This is a genomic window from Listeria floridensis FSL S10-1187, assembly GCF_000525875.1.
GTDB lineage: Bacteria > Bacillota > Bacilli > Lactobacillales > Listeriaceae > Listeria > Listeria floridensis.
Genome location: NZ_AODF01000041.1, coordinates 1 through 18031, shown reverse-complemented (window position 1 = coordinate 18031; position 18031 = coordinate 1). Strand labels below are relative to the sequence as shown.

The window sequence follows — 18031 nt, the reverse complement described above, 5'->3', positions numbered from 1 at the left end:
TCGAAAACAGAAGTGACCATGGATGATTTGTTTAGCGGGAGTAATGTTTACGCGGATCAGTTGAAAAACCAGTTTCAGGCGTGGAAGAAGTTGAATCCGGAAGAAGCGGTTTCAGAGAACGATTTTCGGGCGGCGATGCTGAACACGCGCGCGTTTGCATATACGTCGATCCAGGATGAACAGCAGAAAAAGGAGTTTTGGGTGAATGTTGCGGCGACGGTGGCGATTGTCGGGGTTGCGATTTTTTGTCCTCCTGCTGGGCTCGTGCTTGGGGCGGCTTATGGCAGTTTAGAAATGAGCGAGGCGGTGACGGGAAAAGATTGGCTGACGGGGCGTGAGATGGATACGTCGGAACGCGCGTTACGTGGGGCGTTTTCACTGTTTGACCTAGTTCCGGGCGTGAAGGCGCTGTCTGGCGGGACGCGAGTGCTTGGAGAAACGGGGCATTTGGCAGAGCTCAGTCAACTGATAATGCGCGGAAAGCAAACAGCGGTGTCGAAAGCGGAGGATTTGGTTCGGATTGGGAAGAATCAAGCGGAGATACGGGTAAGAAGTTTGAAAGGTGTTCTTGCAGATGTGGCGCATAGCGGGGTTGAGAAGCTGTCGCGCAGTTTGGATACGCTCGGGAAAGTCGGAGCGAAATGGGAGAACAGCTTGAACTTACCACCACGACAGCAACTCGCGATGGCGGATGTTGGCGGACTGGGTACTTCAGGTAGCTCGAAGGTGCTCGCGCAGACAGAAAAATTGCAGGCTACGTTGCAGCGGTTTGATGTGAATCTTGGCGGAGGAAGTAAGACAGATGGTATAATGGAAAAAGCCAGTGGGGCTACAGGTACAGTCTGGGATGATATTAAAGGTATACAACCTCCAAGAGGAGGAACTACTGTTCCTAAATCGTTTGAAATAAATGCTAATGGGGAAAAGTTGTGGGTGAATCCAAATGGAACCAAGCACATGGTAGAATATTCAACTCGAAATCTATCTCATGGACAAAAACTTACCGAACAACAATTGTTAAGGAGTTTTCAAGGTGCTGTAGAAAAAGCTACCTCTACAGGAATAAAATTTGATACTAAAATAATAATAGATAATTGGGAATTAATATTTAGTCCGGCTAGAGAAGCAGGACAATTACCAGTTATTAAACATGCTGTGTATCTACCTTAACTATGGAAGGAGCAAATTATGAAAATTAAAAGTTATGAAGATAAACTAGTCAAAGATGATATAGAAGTTGACTATTATGTCCCAATCACAGTATCATTTTCAGAAAATGATGATAAGTATAGCTTGGGGGAATTTTATTATTATAGATTCGTTAACGAACATGAATCATTTGTTGAGATTAAAATCAATTCTGTTACACAGAAAATTGTAGAAGTAGTATTCACATCCATCAATGATATTGAAGATTCTAATTCATTTATTGGAGAGTATGCAGAAAAAAACCCAGTGATCCAAACAGATATTTTTGATGAAAATTCGATCATAACTAAAGAATCTGGGTTTAAAATATCTAGGGAACACCAAAAAAATATATTTTAAATTAGATGAAGAAAAGATAGATTTTGTTGTAAAAATGTCTAACCATGTATTTTTATTTCTAAATGAAAACAGTGAGATTATCGGCTTAGAGTTTTCTAGCTTTTCAGATAATGAATGGGCAGAACTCAATGAAAGTATAAAATCTACCACTTGATTTAATTCTAAATGAGAAGAAGATAGGATTTTCACCTGCTATTTTTCTAGATTCTGAGGGTGAAGTAAAAAAGATTTGAAAGAACAAATTCAAATGCTAAAGCAAACGGTGGGCATGTTGTGCTGAAAAGGTTCGAGGAACAAGTCAAGATACTAGCTATTTCGTGAGTTCCTCGGGCACTATCAAAAGCACGTGCCCAATAAAGAAAGTCAATAGCAACGTTAGGAGAGCCTAGCGGTCTATTGACTTTCTTTATAGTGTTTTATGGATTAGAAGAGTCATTTTTCTCGTTTCCTTCTGTTTCTTTTAGAAATTGTTTGATGTGAATCTTGGCGGGGGAAGTAAGGCAGATGATATAATTGAGAAAGCTAATGGAAGCAAGTCTGCAAAAATTTATGTTTTTTAGTCTAAGGCAGTTTGGCGATTCAAGTTCATTTTTTTAATTCCTACTGCGACACGGTTTGCTTATAGCGCATTACAGGGCTAAGCTGAAAAATGATACTTTTTTCACGTCAACTTTAATAACGGGTTTTCTGCTGGTTTCTTTTCGATTTCTCTCGCTGATTCATGGAAATCATGATACTATGGTAGAAAAAGGTGATGGGACTTGAGTTTACGAAAACGGCTTGAAACGGAAATTTATGACTTTGCAAATGAAAATGATTTGGAGATTACGCAGCTTGATCTGCTGTATGCCGGTCCAACGATGCGAACGCGCCATACGCTCGTACTCGGTTTTACGGATGTCGGCTTATTTACGTTTCAATTTAAGCTCGGTGAAGCGGTGATGCATTTTTTGGCGAAGGAGCAGCTTCGAAGAATTGAAATGGAACGGAAAACGCTCGTTTATAAATTGAAGATTCAAGCCTTGGCGGAGAACGGGTCACTCGAAGAAGGTAATTATTTGGTCAGTAAAAGCGTTATTGGTCGGAAATGGCATAAGGACACGGTAAAAAGATTACTTTCAAATACGAACAGCGGATGGTTCGAAGGAGGAAATGAAAATTGAAAATTGTCGATATGCACTGCGATGTGCTTTATAAGCTTCAAAAAGCAAAAGGGAGGCTGACTTTTCAGGATTCGCCGGAACTGGACGTGAACTTTGAACGAATGGTGGAAGGAGACATGCTCTTGCAAGGGTTTGCCATTTTTCTTGATCCAGAAGTTCCGATTGAACATAAGTGGAAAAAGGCGGTCGAGCAAAGTAATATTTTTAAGCAGCATGTACTGCATCGTAATGGGGTTATTAAGCCGCTTAAGAAGTGGACGGATCTTGAGATGCTTCCGGATGGAAAAATGGCGGCGGCACTTACGCTTGAGGGTGTGGAACCGATTGGGCAGGATTTAGACAGATTGGAGCAATTGCTTGATGGTGGAGTGCTTTCGGTCGGCTTGACTTGGAATAATGCGAACTTGGCAGCAGACGGAATTGAAGAAACACGAGGGGCAGGATTAACTCGATTTGGACGTGATATTATTTCGAGGCTGAATAAGCGGAAGGTGTTTACGGATGTATCGCATCTCAGTGTGAAAAGCTTCTGGGATACGATTGAAATCGCGGAATTTCCAATTGCCAGCCATTCGAGTGCAAAGGCAATTTGCTCGCATATTCGTAACTTGGATGACGATCAAATTAAAGCGATGATTGAACATGATGCGATGATTCATGTGATTTTCCACCCGCTGTTTACGACGGAAAGCGGGACGGCGAATATGGAGGATGTGGTGCGACATATTGATCATATTGCGGAGCTCGGAGGTATCAAAAATATTGGGTTTGGATCGGATTTTGATGGGATTCCCTCGCATGTGAAGGGACTCGAGAATGCTTCGCAGTTTCAGGATTTTATCGCAGTGCTTGAGACGCATTTCGGTAAGGAAGAGGTTGCTGGATTCGCTCATCAAAATTTTATGAATCATTTGCCGCGCTAGTTTGTTAGGAGATTTGGGACAGCCCCAAGTCTCTTTTATGTTTCTGCCTAAAAAAAACGCCCATTACAAATTTGGAGACGGGGTGCTATAATGGAGAAGAGTTAAGTTTCAAGTGGGAGGAATTTTTGTGAGGCTGGAATCGAATTTTGTCCAAAAGCAGGCGCAGAAGCAGACAATGAAGCTCGCGATGACGCAGCAGTTGTCGCAATCAATCGCAATGCTTCAATTTACAGCGGCAGATCTCACCACTTTTTTGGAAGAAAAAGCACTTGAAAATCCGCTGATTGAAGTCACGTCAGGTGATGATGTCGCAACGGATTATTCATATAAAAAACGGAAGAATAACGGTGAAGGAAATAGTGATTGGCTCGACCAAGTGGCAGGAAAATCTGAGACGCTGTCGGATCATTTGCGAGATCAGACGCTTTTACTCAAGCTGTCGGATACTGAGCGGCGCATTGTGCTTTATTTGATTGAAAGCTTGGATTCTGCTGGTTATCTTACAGCTGATACTAAGGCTGTCAGCGAAACGCTTGATGTGAGCGAATCGGCTGTTTTGGATGGGCTTTCGGCGCTACAGGGGTTAGAACCGGCAGGTGTTGCGGCACGGAACTTACAAGAATGTATTTTGTTGCAGATCGAGCGTTCGAGCGATGCTCCGTATATTGCCTATGATGTGATTGCTGAGCATTTTGACGGTTTTGTTGATAAGAAGTGGAAGAAAATTGCGGCAGAATTTGGGGTGGAACTTTCGGATATTCAAGCGGTTTTTGATTATGTTCGAACGCTGAAACCGAAACCAGGTGCGGAATTTGAATCGGAAACGGTCCAGTATATTGTCCCAGATTTGATTTTGACGCAAGCCGGTAACGAATTTATTGTTTCGGTGGCAAAGCGCTTCTTGCCGCAAATTCGATTTGAAGATAGTTACTATCAGCAACTAAAAGATGCAGGTGAAAAGGACGTCTCTGAGTTCTTGAAGGAAAAAGCGGGTGAATATGACTGGCTTGTGAAAGGTATGGAGCAGCGCGAAGATACGATTCAGCGTGTGGGTAAAGCTATTATTGAGCATCAGAAAGCGCATTTTATTGATCCTAAAAATCCACTTGCGCCGCTGACGTTGAAGGAAATTGCCGAGGAACTCGGCGTGCATGAATCTACGGTTTCGCGGGCTGTGAACGGTAAGTATCTTGAAACGACAAGCGGTGTTTTTGAACTGAAATCGTTCTTTTCATCAGGGCTTCAAATGAAAAAAGATAGTCCAGATGATTCAGGAGATATTTCGAGTACAAGTATTAAGGAATGGATTAGTGAATATATTGATAACGAGGATAAAAAGAAGCCTCTCTCGGATCAGAAAATTGTTGAGATGTTGCTTGAAAACGGGGTTGAGATCTCGCGGAGGGCGGTTGCGAAGTACCGCACAGAACTCCTCATACCTTCTTCGTCGAAACGGAAAAGATTTGATTGACTTTTGGTCGGGTTTAGTCCCTCTCTGGAAATGCAGGGGGACTTTTTTTGTCCTTCTAGTGCGGGCGAGGTTTATTAAAGCGGAGCAAAGATATTGTGGTTTTGTGGCTCTAAGTGGCATTTGGCTTTCTTCAATGTAAATGTTTTGTAGTTTTTTCATAAACGTCCCACTTATTACTTGAAGATTTCAGCTCATCCTGTTACAATGTCTTCGTAGGGTAATTAAAAGAATGATTAAAGCTTATAGATGAAACATCGAAGCGCGATGAGGTCAGAAATCAAAGAGGGCGATCAACCAAATAGTCCTATCTTAGAATTCAGGGAACCTTGACCGCTACTTTTTTTTAGTTTTAACGGGACGCATAACGACTTACTGGGTCTTTAATCGTCCAAATTAGCGAGGAGTCATGACTATGTCAGATTTAATTAACATTCAAAAGAAACTATTACCCGATGTACTTACTGTTATGCAAAAACGCTATCAGATTTTGCGCTCGATTTATTTTGCGGAACCTGTTGGCAGGAGAACGCTTGCTGGAATGCTTGGCATGAGTGAACGCGTGCTCCGCGGAGAAGTTGAGTTTTTGAAGTTACAAGGCTTGATTGACATCAGCTCATCCGGTATGACGGTGACAAAAGATGGTTTAGTTGTATTCCGCGACTTGGAAAGCGTAATGAATCAGCTTTCCGGCCTACATTCTGCTGAAAACAAACTAGCAGAGTTGCTACAAATCCAACAATGTCTGATCGTTCAAGGCGACAGTGATGTCACTCCTTGGGTGCGTGAAGAGATGGGACGTGTAGCTGTTAAACAACTTGATTTAGCGCTTACTGAAAAGCGTGACATCATTGCGATTATGGGCGGTTCATCAATGGCGGCTTTTGCCGATACGATGCCGAGTGATTTTGCCAAAGGACGCGAATTGTTATTTGTTCCCGGGCGAGGCGGAATCGGCGAAGATTTGGATAATCAAGCGAATACGATTTGTGACCGGATTGCAACAAAAACGGGTAGCAAACATCGTGTGCTTTATGTTCCAGAGCAGCTCGGAGAAGAAGCTTATCGCTCACTATTGAAAGAACCTGCAATTCAAGAAGGCTTAAGACTTGTTCAATCAGCCAATGCAATTGTTCATGGAGTAGGCGATGCGCTTACAATGGCGAAACGACGTCATACGAGCGAGGAAGTCATTCAAAAGATTACTGACAAGAAAGCAGTCGGTGAAGCATTTGGATACTACTTTAATGAGCAAGGTGAAGTCGTTCACAAGGTTTCAACGTTCGGTCTTCAATTTGAAGATCTTGCGAAAATCCCGCACATTATTGTGATTGCCGGTGGGTCTTCAAAAGCCAAGGCGATCAAATCTTACATGAAAAGTGCTCCGAAAAACACGATTCTCGTGACAGATGAAGGAGCCGCTAATATGCTTTTAAAAGGGAGCAACACCCTTTTGAAATAAAAATTTCACTTATTTTTCTAAGGAGGAAAATGAATTATGACAGTTAAAGTTGGTATTAATGGTTTTGGACGTATTGGACGTTTGGCATTTCGTCGTATTCAAGAAGTTGAAGGAATTGAAGTAGTAGCAATCAATGACTTAACTGATGCGAAAATGCTCGCACATCTTTTAAAATATGACACAACTCAAGGTACATTTGGCGGAGACGTTGAAGTACATGACGGTTTCTTCAAAGTTGACGGTAAAGAAGTTAAAGTTTTAGCTAACCGTAACCCAGAAGAACTTCCATGGGGCGACCTTGGCGTAGAAATCGTTCTTGAATGTACTGGTTTCTTCACAACTCAAGAAAAAGCTGAACTTCACCTTAAAGCCGGCGCTAAAAAAAGTCGTAATTTCCGCTCCTGCAACTGGTGACATGAAAACAATCGTTTATAATGTTAACCACGAAACACTTGACGGAACTGAAACAGTTATCTCTGGCGCAAGTTGCACAACAAACTGCTTAGCTCCAATGGCTAAAGCTTTAGATGAAAACTTTGGTATCGTTGAAGGTCTTATGACTACAATCCACGCTTACACAGGTGACCAAATGACTCTTGATGGTCCACACCCTAAAGGTGACTTCCGCCGTGCACGTGCTGCTGCAGAAAACATCGTACCAAACACTACTGGTGCTGCTAAAGCAATCGGTGAAGTACTTCCAAGTCTTAAAGGTAAACTTGACGGAGCTGCTCAACGTGTTCCAGTTCCAACTGGTTCATTGACTGAACTTGTAACAGTTCTTGACAAAACAGTTACTGTTGAAGACGTTAACGCTGCAATGAAAAAAGCGAGCGACCCAGAAACTTATGGTTATACTGCTGACCCAATCGTTTCTTCTGACATTAAAGGTATGACTTTTGGTTCGTTATTCGACGAAACTCAAACAAAAGTTATGACTGTTGGCGACAAACAACTTGTTAAAACAGTTGCTTGGTACGATAACGAAATGAGCTATACTGCTCAACTAGTGCGTACTCTTGAATACTTCGCTAAAATTGCTAAATAAGCAGGAACTAAATAGATTTTAACCGAATAAGCGGAGACAAAATTGTTGTTTCCGCTTGTTTCTTAAAATGACTTAAAAAATCAATTTTTAAGTAAAATGGAGGAAATGTGAAATGGCTAAAAAAGTAATTACTGATTTAGACTTGAATGACAAAAAGGTTCTTGTCCGCGTTGACTTTAATGTTCCAATGAAAGACGGCGAAATTACGAACGATAATCGTATTGTTGCGGCTCTTCCGACAATTAAATACATTATCGAAAACAACGGGAAAGCAATTCTATTTTCCCACCTTGGAAAAGTGAAAACTGAAGAAGACAAGAAAGACAAAACTCTTCGCCCAGTCGCTGAGCGTTTAAGCGAATTACTAGGCAAAGATGTGAAATTTGTTCCCGTGACACGCGGTCCAGAACTTGAAAATGCAATCAATGAAATGAAAGACGGCGATGTTCTTCTATTTGAAAACACGCGTTTTGAAGATATTGATGGTAAAAAAGAAAGCGGAAATGATCCTGAACTTGGCAAATACTGGGCTTCGCTCGGTGATGTCTTTGTAAATGATGCATTTGGTACGGCTCACCGTGCGCATGCTTCAAATGTAGGGATTGCTTCTAACCTTGAAACAGCAGCCGGATTTTTGATGGAAAAAGAAATTAAATTCATCGGCGGCGTTGTCGAAAATCCTGATCGTCCACTTGTTGCTATCCTTGGTGGTGCAAAAGTTTCGGACAAAATTGGGGTTATTGAAAATCTACTTAAAGTTGCAGATAAACTTCTAATCGGCGGCGGCATGGCGTATACGTTTATGAAAGCGAAAGGCTATGAAGTCGGAATCTCGCTACTTGAAGCTGACAAAGTGGATCTAGCTAAGCGTTTGATGGAAGAAGCGGGCGATAAACTTGTTCTTCCAATCGATACAGTTGTAGCGAAGGAATTCAGCAATGATGTTCCATTCCACACAGTTGCTTCGGATGCGATTCCTGCTGATGAAGAAGGTCTTGATATCGGTGAAAAAACGATTGAACTTTTCACTAAAGAACTTGCTGGAGCAAAAACGGTTGTTTGGAACGGCCCAATGGGTGTGTTCGAAATGAGCAACTTTGCAAAAGGCACAATCGGTGTTTGTGAAGCGATTGCGAACTTAACTGGTGCTACAACAATCATCGGTGGCGGAGATTCTGCTTCGGCAGCTATGCAGCTCGGCTTTGCTGACAAATTTACACATATTTCAACTGGCGGCGGAGCTTCGCTTGAATATCTTGAAGGAAAAGAACTTCCTGGCGTTGTTGCCATCAGTGATAAATAAAAAAATAAAAGTGCGAAAGGATGTTTTTCATGCGTAAACCAATTATTGCCGGAAACTGGAAAATGAATAAAACAGCAGCGAAAGCAGCTGAATTTGTTGAAGAAGTGAAAAACAATGTACCATCAAGAGACGTCGTAGACTCTGTAGTGGCTTCTCCTGCTCTTTTCTTACGCGATTTAACTCGTCTTACAGAAGGAACAAACTTGCAAGTTTCAGCTCAAAACTGCTATTTTGAAGATGAAGGTGCATTCACTGGTGAAATCAGTCCGTTTGCTCTTGCTGATCTTGGTGTTTCTTATGTTGTAATCGGACACTCTGAGCGTCGTGAGTATTTCCACGAAACAGATGAAGACATCAACAAAAAAGCACATGCTATTTTAAAACACGGTATGCTTCCGATTATCTGCTGTGGTGAAACTCTTGAACAAAGAGAAGCTGGTCAAACTAACGAATGGGTTAGCGGACAAATTAAAGCAGCACTTAAAGGCTTAACTGAAGAACAAGTTTCAAAATCAGTGATTGCTTATGAACCAATTTGGGCAATCGGAACTGGTAAATCTTCAACAAGCAAAGATGCAAACGATACATGTGCAGTAATCCGTAAGACGGTTGCAGAAGCTGTTTCTGAAAAAGCAGCGGAAGCAGTTCGTATTCAATACGGCGGCAGTGTAAAACCTGAAAATATTGCTGAATACATGGCTGAATCTGATATTGATGGAGCTCTTGTAGGCGGCGCAAGCCTTGAACCAAAATCGTTCTTGGCACTATTGGAGGCAGTAAAATAAAATGAGTAAATCTCCTGTAGCAATTATTATCTTGGATGGATTTGGGAAACGTGATGAAACAACAGGTAATGCTGTTGCTCAAGCGAAAAAACCAAATTTCGATAAGTATTGGGCGGAATTTCCGCACAGCACACTGAAAGCTTCCGGACTTGACGTTGGGCTTCCTGACGGTCAAATGGGGAACTCTGAAGTTGGGCATACAAACATCGGCGCTGGACGCATTGTTTATCAAAGCTTAACGCGGATTGATAAAGCGATTGAAGAAGGCGAATTTCAAGAAAATAAAGCACTAAATAACGCATTTAATCATACAAAAGATCACAATTCTGATCTTCATTTGTTCGGTCTTTTGTCAGACGGAGCGTACACAGCCATATTAATCATTTGGTTGCTCTGCTTGAAACAGCGAAGGCTAAAGGTGTGAAAAACACATATATCCACGCATTTCTTGATGGACGCGATGTTCCGCCGCAATCGGCAATCGGCTATTTGAATGATCTTCAAGCTGCTATCAACAAACTCGGCTACGGTGAAATTGCAACTGTCTCTGGACGGTTTTACGCAATGGATCGCGATAAGCGCTGGGAACGTGTTGAAAAAGCTTATAAGGCAATTGTGAATGGTGACGGCAAGAAATTTGAAGATCCTATCAAATTGGTTGAAGCTTCTTATGAAGATGGGAAAAATGATGAATTCGTTGTTCCCGCAATCGTTTCTAAAAACGGCGAAGCGACAGCGACTGTGAAAGATAATGACGCAGTAATCTTCTTTAACTTCCGCCCTGACCGTGCTATCCAGCTTTCGAACGCCTTTACGGACAAAACTTGGGAACACTTTGAACGCGGTGAAAAACACCCTAAAAACGTTAAATTTGTTACGATGACATTATACAATCCAAGTGTCGACGCAGAAGTGGCATTTGAACCGATTGAAATGAAAAATGTGATCGGAGAAGTTTTATCGAATGAAGGACTTTCACAGCTTCGTATTGCTGAAACTGAGAAATATCCGCACGTAACGTTCTTTATGAACGGCGGACGGAATGAAGAATTTCCTGGTGAAAACCGGATTCTGATTAATTCGCCGAAAGTAGAAACTTATGATCTTAAGCCTGAAATGAGCGCCTATGAAGTAACGGATGCACTTGTAGAAGATATTAAGAATGATAAGCATGATGCGATCATTTTGAACTTTGCCAATCCGGATATGGTAGGTCACTCGGGGATGCTTGAGCCGACGATCAAAGCGATTGAAGCGGTAGATGAAAATCTTGGTCGCGTAGTTGATTTGATTCTTGAAAAAGGTGGTTCGGCAGTAATTTTTGCTGACCATGGCAACTCGGAAACCATGACAACGCCTGAAGGCAAACCGCATACAGCTCATACAACGGTTCCGGTTCCAGTTATTGTAACGAAAAAAGGCGTGACGCTTCGCGAAGGTGGACGTTTAGCTGATGTAGCACCAACTATGCTTGATCTTTTAGGGGTTAAAAAACCTGCTGAAATGACAGGCGAAAGCTTAATTGTAAAATAAACCATAGTTTTTACTTTTGTTTTTTTGAAAACAAAGCTACAATAAAATTGTAATAAAAATGTGGGATCGGCAAATTTGGGTTTGTCTAGTATGAATGCGGCGGTATTTTTTGAAAAGAAAGTGCATTGGAAGGCTTGTTTCTTTCATGACCAGACTTTTAAGGATTACATGCTCGCGTGCATATTGGGGCTTTAACTCACTTTGTTCGAAGAATCCCAACAAAGGAGAGAGTTATTAATGTCTATTATTACTGAAGTATACGCACGTGAAGTCCTTGATTCTCGCGGGAATCCAACTGTTGAAGTAGAAGTTTATACAGAAGCTGGTGCTTTTGGCCGCGCGCTTGTTCCAAGTGGTGCATCTACTGGTGAATACGAAGCAGTGGAATTACGTGATGGCGACAAATCCCGTTACTTAGGTAAAGGTGTTTTGAAAGCTGTTGAAAATGTCAATGATATCATTTCTGAAAAAATCATTGGTTTTGACGTAACAGATCAAATCGGCATTGATAAAGCAATGATCGATTTAGATGGTACGCCAAATAAAGGTAAATTAGGCGCTAACGCTATCCTTGGTGTTTCTCTTGCTGCTGCTCGTGCAGCTGCTGACGAACTTGGTGTTCACTTGTACGAATATATCGGCGGAACTAACGCTAAAGTTCTTCCAGTTCCTATGATGAACATCTTAAATGGTGGGGAACATGCTGATAATAACGTTGATATTCAAGAATTTATGGTAATGCCTGTTGGTGCTCCTAGCTTTAAAGAAGCACTTCGCATGGGTGCTGAAATCGTTCATGCACTTAAAGGTGTTCTTAAAAATAAAGGTCTTAACACTGGTGTTGGTGATGAAGGTGGATTTGCTCCTAACCTTGAATCGAATGAAGAAGCAATCGAAGCTATCATCGAAGCAATCGAAGCTGCTGGCTACAAACCAGGCGAACAAGTTAAAATCGCTATGGATGCTGCAAGCTCTGAGTTCTATAACCGTGAATCTGGTAAATATGAACTTAAAGGTGAAGGCGTAACTCGTACTTCTGAAGAAATGGTTGCTTGGTACGAAGAAATGATCAATAAATACCCAATTATCTCGATCGAAGACGGTCTTGATGAAAATGACTGGGATGGTTTCAAACTTCTTACTGAACGTATTGGTAAAAAAGTTCAACTTGTTGGGGATGACTTGTTCGTAACGAACACTGAAAAATTAGCTGAAGGTATCGAAAAAGGTATCGCGAACTCTATCCTAATCAAAGTTAACCAAATCGGTACTTTAACTGAAACTTTAGATGCTATCGAAATGGCTAAACAAGCTGGTTACACAGCTGTTGTTTCTCACCGTTCTGGTGAAACAGAAGATTCGACAATTGCTGATATCGCTGTTGCAACTAACGCTGGTCAAATTAAAACTGGTGCTCCAGTTCGTACTGACCGTGTTGCGAAATACAATCAATTGCTTCGTATCGAAGACAATCTTCAAGACCTTGCTGAATACCGTGGTCTTAAAGCTTTCTACAACTTGAAAAAATAATCTTTCTGTTTGAATAGCAGAAATGATGAAGCAGCTGTTTCTTATAAAAAGAAGCAGCTGCTTCTTTTTTACTTTAAAAGAGGCGCTTAGTTTGCTAGAATGAAAACATCTGAAATAAAATGTGTTTGACTAGCAATGAAAAAGCTGTATAACAGTTATGTATGACATAATAGTAGAAAAGTAATTTTAATCTATTTGTATTTTGGGGGATAGCGGATAAAAAGTTGTGGGGACTTTCCGTTTGGGATTGGAGAAAGGAAGATACTAGTTATAATGGTTAGAAAAGGAATTGGCTACAGCTTTACGGCGGCATTTGTACTGATTATTGGCTACTTGGCTTATTTGAGTATTGCTGAATCAATCGTGGAGGTTATAGGCAGTCCAGTCAACATGCTGTTACTCGCTCTAGCTGCACTTTTTCTATTTGCAGCCGCTTATAAAGGAATGAGCCTTCTTAGTAAGAAGATGAATTTCATCATTTTGATTGTACTCGTCGTTTTGATCATTGCTATTCAGTTGTTTTTAGTGATCACGATGCGGATGGATGCACTCGCGGATAGTCTTGTGGTAAAAGAACAAGCGCTCACGATGCTTAGTGATGGAGGGAAATTTCACGATTATATTTATTTCCAAACGTATTTGAATAACATTTTTGTGACAATCATACGCTATGAACTGTATCATTTTGGTTCATTCTTTGGCATTCATAATTATTATCTGATGGATAACTTGTTCATCATGGTGTTAATGAATATTACGATTTTCAGTCTGGCTTATATCGTCAAAGATTCGCTTGGTACGAAATTCACGAACTTATTTTTAATGCTTGTTTTAACATGTGTACCGCTTTTTACGTATATTTTATACTTCTATACAGATACTTTGGCACTGCCAATTGTGTCACTCATTGTGCTCAGTTATTACTGTTATTTGAAGCGAGGTAACTGGTGGATACTTCTCATCATTGGTTTGTTGTTTGCGATCGGATATCAAGTTAAACCAAATTTGATCATCCTCTTTCCGGCGATGGTCATCCACATTTGGCTTGTGAAAAATTATAAAAAAAATGCTTCTAAGTCTTACGCTTATTGGGGTTCTTATATTACTTTTTTTCTGCACTTTCGATGCCATTTTATCAGACGTATGGGTATGAAAAAAACAGTCGTTATATTGTGCCTCCCACACATTTTGTGATGATGGGGTTAAAAGGACCTGCGGGGCGCTATAATGAAGCTGAGTTTCGCTATACGACTTCGTTTCCAGGCGAAAAGGCAAAAAAAAGAAGCCAACTTGGAAAAGATTAAAGAGCGGCTCGAACACTATTCACCGCAACAACTAGCGGAACTTTACCACAATAAACTGCAAAATACTTGGACGGATGGGACGAGAGCTTACGCTTGGTACATTAATTCAACCACTAAATTTACGCCAACGTTTAATTATTTATTTGGGGATAAAAAAATCCTGATTTACAGTTTTGCGCAGATTTTTCATATCATGAATTTGTTTGCAATTGCTCTCGGAGCGCTTCGCTTTTTCAAAACGAAAAAAATTTGATTTTGCTTTTTTCCTGAATGTTGTGCTTGTCGGAGTCATGCTGTTTCATTTGATTTGGGAAGCGAATCAGCGTTATATTTTAATTTTTACGCCGATTATGCTGCTTTCAGCTTTAGCAGGCTTGCGATTTTTGACCGAGCGGCTATTTGAAAAAGGAACAGTCAATGTGAAGAAAAAATGGGATTTACCTATTCTTGCTGTTAGCGCCATTATTTTTGCAGTTGGACTTGTGACGGTTGGAGCGAATTACGGCGCACTCACGCAAGATAAACATCCGATACACGACTATCAAGCGAAGCAGGATTATGCTTACATGCGTGTTCCTGTGAACGATAGGAGCATAGTTGCGCAGACCTTTGCCGCTAAAGATGCTTTCAACACCATCACCTTGAAAGTACTGGAACAACCTGATCCGGCGCGGCGTTATGAGCTTACGCTTTATGATGAAGGCACTGGGGAAATTCTGCGCCAAATCAGACTAACCGGTGATGAATTTGCCGTACAGGCAAAACAAATTCAGTTTGCTAAACCCGTCAGCTCAAAAAGTGGGCGCTACAAAATCAAGGTGATCGAAACTACGCCACGTGAGCAAGCTCGTGGTCGAATGCTCAGTTTCGGCCGCTATAATAACCATAAAATTTCGCTTTACCCAGCAGGCCAGCTCTATCTAAATGGCAAAGCGCAGCCTGATGTCAATCTCGGATTTTCTGTCAGTACCGAAAAACAAGCTCCACTTATGACTGTAACAAGCTTTGCCATTCTCATAAGCATCCTCACAGTTATTACGATCTTGTTATGGCTCTCGCTCTTAAAAGTTGTTCCGAAAAAAAGCGGGCGAAGAGGGCGGATTGAACAAAATGTAGTAGATGATGAGATCTTTTAGATGAGAGGCTTTTTCTCAGAAGAATTTCATTTTAAACGAATACAATGAAGTAAAATGTTCGGGGAGGTGTGGAGAATGAAAGTCAGAATTAAAGATGTCGATTTGTTTTATGAATCTTATGGGCACGGCGAGCCACTTTTACTTCTTCACGGCAACGGACAGAATCATGAAGCAATGCGAAGCTTGATTGCTTATTTTGAAGCGGATTATCACGTGATTGCGGTGGATAGCCGAGGGCACGGGAATTCAAGTTTTGGTGAAAAGCCACTCAGCTTTGCGGAAATGGCTGATGATATGCTCGTTCTTTTGGATAAACTCGGAATTAGGCAGACACACGTTGTCGGCTACAGCGACGGGGGAATTATTGCACTTTCGATGGCGATTAAGCAGCCAGAACGGCTACTTTCAAGCGTTGTGATTGGAGCAAACTATGATGCAGACCAAATTCGGTTTTTGTCGAGTCTGCTCGGGCGGATCGGCTATCTTGGTGCTAAACTACTTGCCCCGATCAGTTCTGTGTTTGATCGTCTGAAGCGGCGACTTGCTTTAAATGTGTTTGAACCGCACATCGAAGAGACGGAACTTAAAATGATTAGAGCGCCTTTTCTCGCGATTGTCGGTCAGCTTGATGTCATTTCTGTAAAAGAAACGAAGAAAATGGCAGCAGCAGTTCAAAATGGTGAAGTTGAAGTGATTTCTCGTGGGCTTCATTTCTTATTAAAACAAGCTCCAGAACGTATAAACAAAATCATTGCATCTTTCTTAAAAAAGCATACAATGGGTGTATAAAGCTTTACCGTGAAGTGAAAAGTGGTTCTTTTCCACCTTTTTTGTCGGTTTGAAAGACGGCTTGAATAAGTCTATATTTGGGTGTTGACAGCCGCCAAACTTCGCGTTATGATAGGGCTATTGCAATTCGCGATTTACGTCGCAGAATGACTTTTTAGGAGGACTGTTTACAAATGAGTGCGGATCGTAGCTTTATGATCAAAGCAGGAAATCGTGCTGTTTTGCTCTTGCACGGGTTTGCGGGAACGACAGAAGATGTAAGAAGTTTAGGAGAGCATTTAGCTGAGAATAGCTATACGGTATATGCACCTAACTTCCGAGGCCACGGAGATGAACCTGCGCTGTTTTTAAAGACGACACCTGAGATGTGGTATGAAGATGCAGTTGCGGGATATAAATTCCTTGAACAAGAAGGTTTTCATGAAATTGCGATTGTTGGTGTTGCGATGGGCGGCGTGTTTGCACTTAAAATGGCAGAATCATTTTCGCCAAAAGCGATTGTTCCACTATGTGCAAACGTGAATAAAACCATGCGCTATATTCCAGTCGAAAAATATTTGCGTAAACAGCTTCAACAAGACGGCATCGTAGAAGGAGAAGCAGAAGCGCTTCTTAAGAGCTATGCACCTGAAATCAAAACGATGACGGATGCTCGTTCGGCGTTCTACAAGTATGTCGCAGATAATATTGAAAAAATTCATGTACCGACAATGATCGGACAAGGCTGTCAAGATGAAGAAATCGAAGCGGATGATGCGAACTATATTTTTAAAAATATTCATACGTCTGATAAACAGCTTTGTTTCTATCAAGGAAGCGGACACGATCTCGTCAATGACGATGAAAAAGATATTCTCGAAGAAGACGTGGTTTATTTCTTAGATGATTTAAACTGGATTGAAGAGGATGCAATTTAATTTGTTAGTCTAAGCCCAGCTGGAAAAACTCCATCTGGCCTTTTTTTAGTCCAATCCTTGTTTTATTAGAAAAGCTTTGCTATGATTTTTTTAGAATATAGTATGTAGTAGTGGGGGAAGGCAGATGCAAAGAATTCTTTTTCAAGGCGACAGTATTACGGATTGGTATCGTGACTATAAGGATGGAATAACGCTCGGAAGGGGTTTTGTTAGCTATGTTGCTCAGAAACTGCAAGATCAGGAAGTCGAAGTACTAAACCGGGGGATAAGCGGCAATACAACGCTTGATATGGCGAAGCGGTTTGACGTGGACGGTCTAGCATTAAAACCGGATTTGCTTACGATTATGATCGGGATTAATGATACTTGGCAGGCTTTTTTAAATCAAAAAATAACTCCGGCAAGTGAATTCAAGCAAATTTACCGTGATGTATTATTGCAGGTGAAGCAAGAGACAACAGCGAAACTTATTTTAATGGAACCGTTTTTGCTTCCATTTCCCGAGGACCGAAAAGCTTGGCGGGAAGACCTCGATCCGAAAATTCATGTGGTTCGCGAGCTAGCTTTGGAATTCGATGCGCTACTTATCCCGCTTGACGGCTTGATGAACGCGGCTGGAATTAAATACGGCTTTACAAAACTGATTGTAGATGGAGTTCATCCAACAGACTTCGGTCATCATTTGCTGGCGGATATTTGGCTTGATGCAGTTTATAAAAACGGCTATTTACAGCTGTGAGCTTTGATGATATACTAAAGGCTATGCGATGAGCTGATTGCGCGCACGCTGTGCGCGCTCGCCGTTTCTGCATGATGGTCTTGTGGAGGACCGCAGAAATGAAGGAAAGTTTGACAGATAAGTCATTCTTTCGTAAAAAATGCTGTATCCTTTTTGGATACAGCATTCAGACTGTTGAAAAACGACAATTCCAAAATGAAAAAAAAGACGGGATTGTCGTTTTTAGCTCTCAGAATGAAAAAAACTCGAAGAAGAACAAGACTTCTTCCACGTCCATAAAGCTAGTTTTTTCAGGTTCATGGCAGTATAAGTAAGCGTGGCTTGCAGTGTGACTTTCGCTAATCCGCGATACGTCGCATAACGCATACCATGCTTTTTCTTTT

Annotated in this window: 15 protein-coding genes and 3 pseudogenes; 17 read left to right on the top strand and 1 reads right to left on the bottom strand. The window is 41.3% G+C overall.

Annotated elements, in window-relative coordinates:
• From MFLO_RS16630 to MFLO_RS12805, 17 genes and pseudogenes are all read left to right on the top strand, one after another.
• A pseudogene (locus MFLO_RS16630) lies at positions 1–1170 on the top strand (hypothetical protein); the annotation flags it as partial.
• Between the two features lie 18 nt (positions 1171–1188).
• Positions 1189–1548 (top strand): hypothetical protein, encoded by a 360-nt coding sequence (locus MFLO_RS12870; RefSeq protein WP_241433666.1) that lies wholly within the window; start codon positions 1189–1191, stop codon positions 1546–1548.
• A 761-nt stretch (positions 1549–2309) separates the two neighbouring features.
• Positions 2310–2711, top strand: a complete 402-nt coding sequence (locus MFLO_RS12865) for a hypothetical protein (RefSeq protein ID WP_036098427.1) — start codon at positions 2310–2312, stop codon at positions 2709–2711.
• 11 nt (positions 2712–2722) lie between these two features.
• Positions 2723–3634, top strand: coding sequence for a dipeptidase (locus MFLO_RS12860; protein ID WP_420912541.1), 912 nt, complete (start codon positions 2723–2725; stop codon positions 3632–3634).
• Between the two features lie 127 nt (positions 3635–3761).
• A complete protein-coding gene (gene rpoN, locus MFLO_RS12855) occupies positions 3762–5105 on the top strand; it encodes an RNA polymerase factor sigma-54 (protein WP_036098425.1) in 1344 nt (447 codons plus the stop codon).
• Between the two features lie 412 nt (positions 5106–5517).
• Entirely contained in the window at positions 5518–6564 is a 1047-nt protein-coding gene (locus MFLO_RS12850) for a sugar-binding transcriptional regulator (RefSeq protein ID WP_036098423.1), read from the top strand.
• 36 nt (positions 6565–6600) lie between these two features.
• A pseudogene (gap, locus tag MFLO_RS12845) lies at positions 6601–7612 on the top strand (type I glyceraldehyde-3-phosphate dehydrogenase).
• Between the two features lie 112 nt (positions 7613–7724).
• Positions 7725–8915 carry a phosphoglycerate kinase gene (locus MFLO_RS12840; protein WP_036098422.1) on the top strand — a complete coding sequence of 397 codons (1191 nt, stop codon included), beginning with the start codon at positions 7725–7727 and terminating at the stop codon, positions 8913–8915.
• A 29-nt stretch (positions 8916–8944) separates the two neighbouring features.
• The gene (gene tpiA, locus MFLO_RS12835) at positions 8945–9700 is read left to right on the top strand and encodes a triose-phosphate isomerase (protein ID WP_036098421.1); all 756 of its coding nucleotides are present in this window, start codon (positions 8945–8947) and stop codon (positions 9698–9700) included.
• Between the two features lies 1 nt (position 9701).
• Positions 9702–11233, top strand: a pseudogene (gpmI, locus tag MFLO_RS12830) (2,3-bisphosphoglycerate-independent phosphoglycerate mutase).
• Between the two features lie 237 nt (positions 11234–11470).
• Positions 11471–12763, top strand: a complete 1293-nt coding sequence (gene eno, locus MFLO_RS12825) for a phosphopyruvate hydratase (protein ID WP_036098419.1) — start codon at positions 11471–11473, stop codon at positions 12761–12763.
• A 273-nt stretch (positions 12764–13036) separates the two neighbouring features.
• Positions 13037–13957: a glycosyltransferase family 39 protein gene (locus MFLO_RS14875; protein WP_051993672.1), complete on the top strand. Its 921-nt coding sequence runs from the start codon at positions 13037–13039 to the stop codon at positions 13955–13957.
• A 33-nt stretch (positions 13958–13990) separates the two neighbouring features.
• Positions 13991–14320: a hypothetical protein gene (locus MFLO_RS14870; protein WP_206538343.1), complete on the top strand. Its 330-nt coding sequence runs from the start codon at positions 13991–13993 to the stop codon at positions 14318–14320.
• A gap of 37 nt (positions 14321–14357) precedes the next feature.
• The gene (locus MFLO_RS14865; protein WP_162148162.1) at positions 14358–15203 is read left to right on the top strand and encodes a hypothetical protein; all 846 of its coding nucleotides are present in this window, start codon (positions 14358–14360) and stop codon (positions 15201–15203) included.
• A 75-nt stretch (positions 15204–15278) separates the two neighbouring features.
• Positions 15279–15992, top strand: coding sequence for an alpha/beta fold hydrolase (locus MFLO_RS12815; RefSeq protein ID WP_036098417.1), 714 nt, complete (start codon positions 15279–15281; stop codon positions 15990–15992).
• A gap of 173 nt (positions 15993–16165) precedes the next feature.
• Entirely contained in the window at positions 16166–16909 is a 744-nt protein-coding gene (locus MFLO_RS12810) for an alpha/beta hydrolase (protein ID WP_036098416.1), read from the top strand.
• A 124-nt stretch (positions 16910–17033) separates the two neighbouring features.
• Positions 17034–17648, top strand: coding sequence for an SGNH/GDSL hydrolase family protein (locus MFLO_RS12805; protein ID WP_036098415.1), 615 nt, complete (start codon positions 17034–17036; stop codon positions 17646–17648).
• Between the two features lie 222 nt (positions 17649–17870).
• Here MFLO_RS12805 and MFLO_RS15215 read toward each other — a convergent pair.
• Positions 17871–18031 (bottom strand): transposase (locus MFLO_RS15215; RefSeq protein ID WP_173400588.1); only part of this gene is annotated, 161 nt, incomplete at its 5' end.